This is a genomic window from Vreelandella stevensii S18214 (assembly GCF_000275725.1).
Classification (GTDB): Bacteria; Pseudomonadota; Gammaproteobacteria; order Pseudomonadales; family Halomonadaceae; genus Vreelandella; species Vreelandella stevensii.
This window is the reverse complement of record NZ_AJTS01000019.1, coordinates 1-5,884: the sequence shown is the minus strand read 5'-3', so window position 1 is coordinate 5,884 and position 5,884 is coordinate 1. Positions and strand designations below refer to the sequence as shown.

Sequence of the window (5,884 nt, the reverse complement as noted above, 5' to 3'; positions counted from 1 at the left end):
CTTTCAGGTGGCGTAGGGGGTGCACTCGTGCAAGCGCCTCATCATCCGCTTCCTTGGCATCCCCCTGCATGGTTTGTTGCAGCAGCCCGCTCAGCGACAGGCGTGCACGAATGGCTTCCAATCGCTCAGGGCTTTCGGGATGTTCCGGCCCCATATGGTGCAATACGCAGTGGGGGTGGGTAAGGTAGGCGGTAATCATGCAAGTGCTCCGGTGACAGTAAAGCCACCTTAATCGCCCCGAGGGCTTGCGCGACAGTGTCAATAAGTCGTACACAGTAGGAACCCATGTCAGAGGAGATGCCTTCGTGAGCACACGCTTTCTGCACCATTTTTTCGAGCCTCGCTCCATTGCCGTGTTTGGGGCGTCTGAAAAGCCTGAATCGCTGGGTGGGCTCGTGTTGGGCAACGTGCAGGAGGCGGGCTTCAAAGGTGCGCTATGGGCGGTGAACCTGCGGGGCTACGACAGCGTGTTTGGGGTCAAATGCGTCAGAAATGTCGACGAGCTGCCGGAAGTCCCTGACCTGTGTGTCATCTGCTCGCCTATCGAGGGCGTGCCTCGTTTGATCCGTAAGCTGGGCAAGTTCGGCGCCAAGGCCGCGCTGGTGCTGTCAGGCGGCGCCTATCTGGACCGCGAGGAGGGCGACAAGGGGTCGATTCGTCAACGCATGCTGCAGGCCGCTCGGGAATCCGGCATCCGAGTGCTGGGTCCGGAGTGCATGGGGCTGATCGTGCCTGGCAAAAAGCTCAACGCCTCTTATGCCAGCCAACCCATCAAGGCCGGGCGGGTCGCGTATCTGGGCCAGTCCGGCATGTTGGCCAATGCGATGATCGACTGGGCAGCCGGGCGGGACGTGGGCTTTTCCCATCTGATTACCGTGGGTGACAGCGTCGATGTGCTGCTGCCGGATTTGATCGACTACGTGAATCAGTATTCACCAGCCCAGGCCATCCTGCTGCACCTCGAACGAGTCACCGACGCCCAGCACTTCATGACCTCCGTGCGAGATGCCTCGCGCAATCGACTGGTGGTGGCGATCAAGAGTGGTCGAACCCCGCAATCGGATATTTCCGGCATGCCGCCGACGCCGGGTATCGCCAATCGTGACGTAGTGTTCGATGCTGCCTTTGCCAGGGCAGGGGTAGTGCGAGTGAATGATTCGGACGAGATGCTGGATGCGCTGGAAACGCTGTCGCGCATGAAGCCGCTGCGCGGAGACCGCCTGGCCATCGTGTCCAACGGACTTGGCCCCGCCATGCTGGCTATCGACAAGCTGATGAGTGCCGGAGGAACGCTGGCCGAGTTCGACGCCGACACCCAGGCGGCACTGCACAAGAACCAGGTCGACATGAGCAAACCGGGCGAAAACCCGGTGGACCTGGGGGGCAACGCCACGCCGGAGCGTTTTGTCGAGGCGCTGCAAATCGTCACCGCAGACCCCAATGTCGATGCGGTGCTGGTGGTTCACGCCCCCACTCGGCTTGCACCGTCGGTGGCCACTGCTCAGGCACTGATCGATCACCGGAAAACCTTCAAGCGCAACCTGCTGACCAGTTGGATGGGGCTCAAGGAAGCCCTCAATGCCCGCCATGTCTGCAATCTGGCGGGGATACCCACCTACACGTCGCCAGAAAAAGCGGTCAAGGCCTTCATGCACATGGTCGACTATCAGCGGGTGCAGGCGCTACTGCATGAGATTCCGCCCAGCCTGCCGTTTTCCACCAGCCCGGCCATTCGCGCCGAGTGCCGCGCCCTGATCAAACACGCCAAGGAGCAGGGGCGGCAAACGCTGACCCACTCGGAAACCGCCCAGGTGCTGGAAGCCTACGGCATCCCTACGGCAGAAAGTGTCTACCTCCAGTCGCCGGAAGAAGCCTTGCAGGTGGCAGACCGCTTTCCGGGGCCCAAGGCGTTGAAAGTGATTCACGACGGCAACTGCCGACCCTATCGTTATCGCAAACATCCTCACAAGCTGTCCGCAGGCCTGCTGCAGGACCTCGAAAGCGCCCAGCAGGTGGCCGATGGCGTGCGCCAACTGGGTGACAAGGTCCGCGAGAAATTCCCTGAACACAGCGTGCGTGAGTACTGCCTTCAGCCCATGCAGCGGGGCAAGCACTCCATGCAGATTTGTGCCGGCATCACCCGAGATCCGGTGTTCGGTCCGCTGATCGTGTTTGGCATTGGGGGCTACAAGGTCAACGTGCTGGCGGATCGGCAGGGGGCCCTGCCGCCACTGAACATGAGCCTGGCCTCGGATGTGGTCGGCCGCACCCATGCCGCCTCGCTGATCCGTGAACACTCTGCCGACCCCGAGCGGGACATCCAGCGGCTCTGCCAGCTGCTGGTCAAGCTGTCACAGATGGCCTCCGACCTGACCGATCTGCGCGGCCTGGAACTCAACCCGCTGTTGCTCAACCGTGACGGCATGCTGGCGGTGGATTTTGCCATGGATTTGGGCACTCCCGCCCGGTTCGCCATCATGCCGTACCCGGAAGAGCTGCGGGAATGGGTTTCCCTGAAAAACGGTTGGCAGGTGGAAGTACGGCCAATTCGCGCAGAAGATGCGCCGCTGATCACCGCCTTTCACCGGCAGCTGTCGGAGGAGAGCATCCGTTTTCGCTATTTTCACAACAAGTCCAGCCTGACTCAGCGTGACCTCTCGATTCTCTCGCACATCAACTATGACCGGCAGATGGCCTTCATTGCCGAACATCAGCACGACGATGGCAGCAAGGAGATGTTGGGGGTGGTGCGAGTGTGGAACGATCCCGACAACATTCGCACCGAGTTCTCGATCATCATTCGCGATGATTTGCAGGGCTTGGGGATCGGTAGCCTGCTGATGAAGAAGATGATCGATTACTGCACCAGCATTGGCACCCTGGAAATGATCGGCAAGATCATGGTGGACAACCACCCCATGCGGGCGCTGATGAAGCACCTGGGGTTCCGCTGCCGCTATAACATGGAGGAGCAGGTGATCGATGCAGTGCTGAGGCTCAACGAGCCGGATAGCGAATGGCAGCGCCATCGCCTGGAGAGTTTACCGGATTAAAGGCGGGTACTGCCTGAGGAGCGGCCTCCTCAGGCAAGGTGACATGGAATGCCATGTCAGGGCGCCAGGCGGAAGCGGCTCCACTCGCCACCGTCGCGGCGCTCGTAGCGCAGGCGGTCGTGCAGGCGGCTTGGCTGGCCTTGCCAGAACTCGATCATTTCAGGATTGACCCGGTAACCTCCCCAGTGAATCGGGCGCGGAATCGTCTGGCCCTCATACGCCTGCTCGAAGCGCTTCTGACGCTCCTCGATCCAGTTGCGGTCAGGAATCACCACGCTCTGGGTGGCAATCCATGCGCCCAGCTGGCTGCCCCGAGGGCGGCTTGAGAAGTACTCGTCTGATTCTGCTGCTGGAACCTGCTGGACAGGCCCTTCGATACGCACCTGCCGCGACAGCGACGGCCACCAGAAGGTGAGTGCCGCGTAAGGCACGTTATTGAGTTCGCTGCCTTTGTGGCTGTGGTAGTTGGTAAAAAACACCATGCCCTGAGCATCGAAGCCCTTGAGCAGTACCACGCGGGCATGAGGGCGCCCCTGGCTATCCACCGTGGCCAGGGTCATGGCATTGCCATCCTGGCCTTCCTCTTCCAGGGCAAGGCTGAACCACTCATCGAACAGCACAAACGGGTCGCTGGGGGCGGCGGCTTCTTCCAGACGTCCACCTTCGTAGTCGCGCCTGACATCGGCAATGTTACGTGTCATGAGCGGATCTCCCTTGCTTTCATCAATTGTATGCGGGTTATGTTCGCTGGTCTGTGCGTAAAGCTCAAGCATTGATCATGCCTCGCTTTGCTACCTGTGCTTGTGACGGCGATAGCAACGTGGATAATGAGACCCCTTGCCAGCGCCATGACAGAGGAACGGGGAATGCAGAAGGAGACAAGACGCATTGCAGTATGGGATGTACTGATACGCCTGTGCCACTTGGCCTTGCTGGTCGCCGTCGCCCTGGCCTTTTACACGACCAAAACCGATGGGGCGCCGTTTCTGTTTCCCATCGAGGTACATGCTCAGGCGGGTTATGTGATTCTAGGGCTGGTCGTCTTCCGCGTACTGTGGGGGCTGGTAGGCAGTCGCTACGCTCGTTTCTCGACCTTTCTCTACTCTCCGGCGCGTACTACCGACTATGTCCGTGCGCTGATGAAGCGCCGAGAGCCTCGCTATGCCAGCCACAACCCGTTGGGCGGCTGGATGGTCGTGCTGCTGCTGTTGAGTCTTGGCTTTCAAGCCCTCAGCGGTCTGTTCCTGAGTGACGATATCTTCTTCCAGGGGCCGCTGAACGGCTGGATCGAACGTGACCTCAGCCGCGATCTCGCCAGGCTGCACGCCCTGAACAGTGATTTGCTGTTGATATTGATCGGCGTGCATGTGGCCGGGGTGGCGCTACATGGTGCCAAGGGGGAAGGGCTACTTGCTGCCATGGTCACTGGCGTGAAACGCTTTGCCCGGCCGCCCGTGGATGAAGCACCCGCCGTTCACTCGGCGGCTACCCAGCGGCTGTGTGCCGTCGGCGCGCTGCTGGTGGCGGCGGGTGTCAGTGGTTGGCTGTGGTTTGCGTAAGATCAGCCTTTCAGGTGCTGCTGACGGCTACGGAAACGCGCGTAGCCCATACAGCCGGTGAATAGCGCCAATGCCACGATGGCTTCCAGCACGCCGCGCAGGCCTTGCCCTGGCAGCGTGGCCAGCATGACCCCTTGGGTGAAGTAGAGCAGGCTGACGAAGGCCAGCCAGGCATGGCCGCGCGCACGCTGGCCAATGATCGAGGGCAAGAACAGTAGCAGCGGCAGAATGAACGCCACCACCGGCCGCCAGTTGAATTCATCCCCTTGAATGAAGAACCCACGATAGATGACCAATAGCATCAGCAACGCGAAACTCCCCAGCACCAGCTGGCGGGAGTAGCGGGTCAACGTATCCAGCCCGTGGCGCTGTTCCAGACCATCCAGCCACTGTCTCATGAAGCCTCCTTGCGGCGCATTGCTTCAAGTGCCATGGCCAGCCGGGCAATACGTTTGCCTTGTGCTCGGCACAGCGCGCGTTCGTCGGCATCCACCGGGCGGTCACTGCGGGCGCCCGCCACGTGGCTCGCCCCGTAGGGAGTTCCGCCGGTTTGGGTGCTCAGTAGCTCGGTCTCGCTGTAAGGCACGCCTGCGTACACCATGCCATGGTGCAGCAGAGGCACCAGCATGCTCAGCAGCGTGCTCTCCTGGCCACCGTGAAGGCTGGAGGTCGAGGTGAAGGCACAGGCGGGTTTATCGATCAGTGCACCATTCATCCAGAGGTTGCTGGTGCTGTCCAGGAAGTACTTCAAAGGGGCGGCCATGTTGCCAAAGCGGGTCGGGCTGCCCAATGCCAGCGCGCTGCAGTGGCGTACATCGTCCAGCGTGGCGTAAACCGCGCCTTCTTGCGGAATCTCGGGATCGACGGCCTCGCAGGTGGTTGATACTGGCGGCACCGTGCGCAGGCGTGCTTCGATGCCTGCCACGCTTTCCACGCCGGCGGCCAGCTGTCGTGCCATCTCTGCCGTCGCGCCTGAACGAGAGTAGTAGAGAATCAATACATAAGGGGTAGCATCGCTGCTCATGGTCGCTCCTGAAGGGGCCTGAAATAGGCAAGGACGCTGCCTGGGGTTGGCGGCGTCGTCAAAGATGTGGGGTATGTTACCAGAGCGGCCAAGTCGACAGGAGGGGCAAGCCAACGTTGCCCGAGGGTTGGCAAGCGCACGTATACCCAAGCCTGCTGCCCGTTGGCCAGCGGCTGTTTGATGCGGTTATAGCGCACCCCCAGCCGTTCGTAGCGGTCCAGCCTTTCCAACTGATCTGCCGTCACGGT

General features: G+C 61.0%; 5 protein-coding genes and 2 pseudogenes. 2 read left to right on the top strand and 5 right to left on the bottom strand.

Features of this window, described 5'->3' with window-relative positions:
* Window positions 1-199, bottom strand: a pseudogene (locus HSS18214_RS17795) (histone deacetylase family protein); the annotation flags it as partial.
* A gap of 106 nt (window positions 200-305) precedes the next feature.
* Here HSS18214_RS17795 and HSS18214_RS0103175 point away from each other — a divergent pair.
* Complete coding sequence (locus tag HSS18214_RS0103175; RefSeq protein WP_016913858.1) at window positions 306-3,053, top strand: bifunctional acetate--CoA ligase family protein/GNAT family N-acetyltransferase; 2,748 nt, start codon at window positions 306-308, stop codon at window positions 3,051-3,053.
* A 56-nt stretch (window positions 3,054-3,109) separates the two neighbouring features.
* On the opposite strand, the gene pdxH is transcribed toward HSS18214_RS0103175, so the two are convergent.
* A complete protein-coding gene (gene pdxH / locus HSS18214_RS0103170) occupies window positions 3,110-3,754 on the bottom strand; it encodes a pyridoxamine 5'-phosphate oxidase (protein WP_016913857.1) in 645 nt (214 codons plus the stop codon).
* 165 nt (window positions 3,755-3,919) lie between these two features.
* On the opposite strand from pdxH, the gene HSS18214_RS0103165 reads away from it, so the two are divergent.
* Window positions 3,920-4,612 (top strand): cytochrome b/b6 domain-containing protein, encoded by a 693-nt coding sequence (locus tag HSS18214_RS0103165; RefSeq protein WP_016913856.1) that lies wholly within the window; start codon window positions 3,920-3,922, stop codon window positions 4,610-4,612.
* Between the two features lie 2 nt (window positions 4,613-4,614).
* Here HSS18214_RS0103165 and HSS18214_RS0103160 read toward each other — a convergent pair whose 3' ends face one another.
* From HSS18214_RS0103160 to HSS18214_RS19445, 3 genes and pseudogenes are all read right to left on the bottom strand, one after another.
* On the bottom strand, window positions 4,615-5,010 hold the full coding sequence (locus tag HSS18214_RS0103160; RefSeq protein WP_016913855.1) for a DUF2069 domain-containing protein: 396 nt from the start codon (window positions 5,008-5,010) through the stop codon (window positions 4,615-4,617).
* Complete coding sequence (gene wrbA / locus HSS18214_RS0103155) at window positions 5,007-5,636, bottom strand: NAD(P)H:quinone oxidoreductase (RefSeq protein ID WP_016913854.1); 630 nt, start codon at window positions 5,634-5,636, stop codon at window positions 5,007-5,009. Before wrbA ends, HSS18214_RS0103160 begins: the two co-directional genes overlap by 4 nt.
* Window positions 5,633-5,884: pseudogene (locus tag HSS18214_RS19445) on the bottom strand (hypothetical protein); the annotation flags it as partial. The pseudogene HSS18214_RS19445 and the gene wrbA, both read right to left, overlap by 4 nt.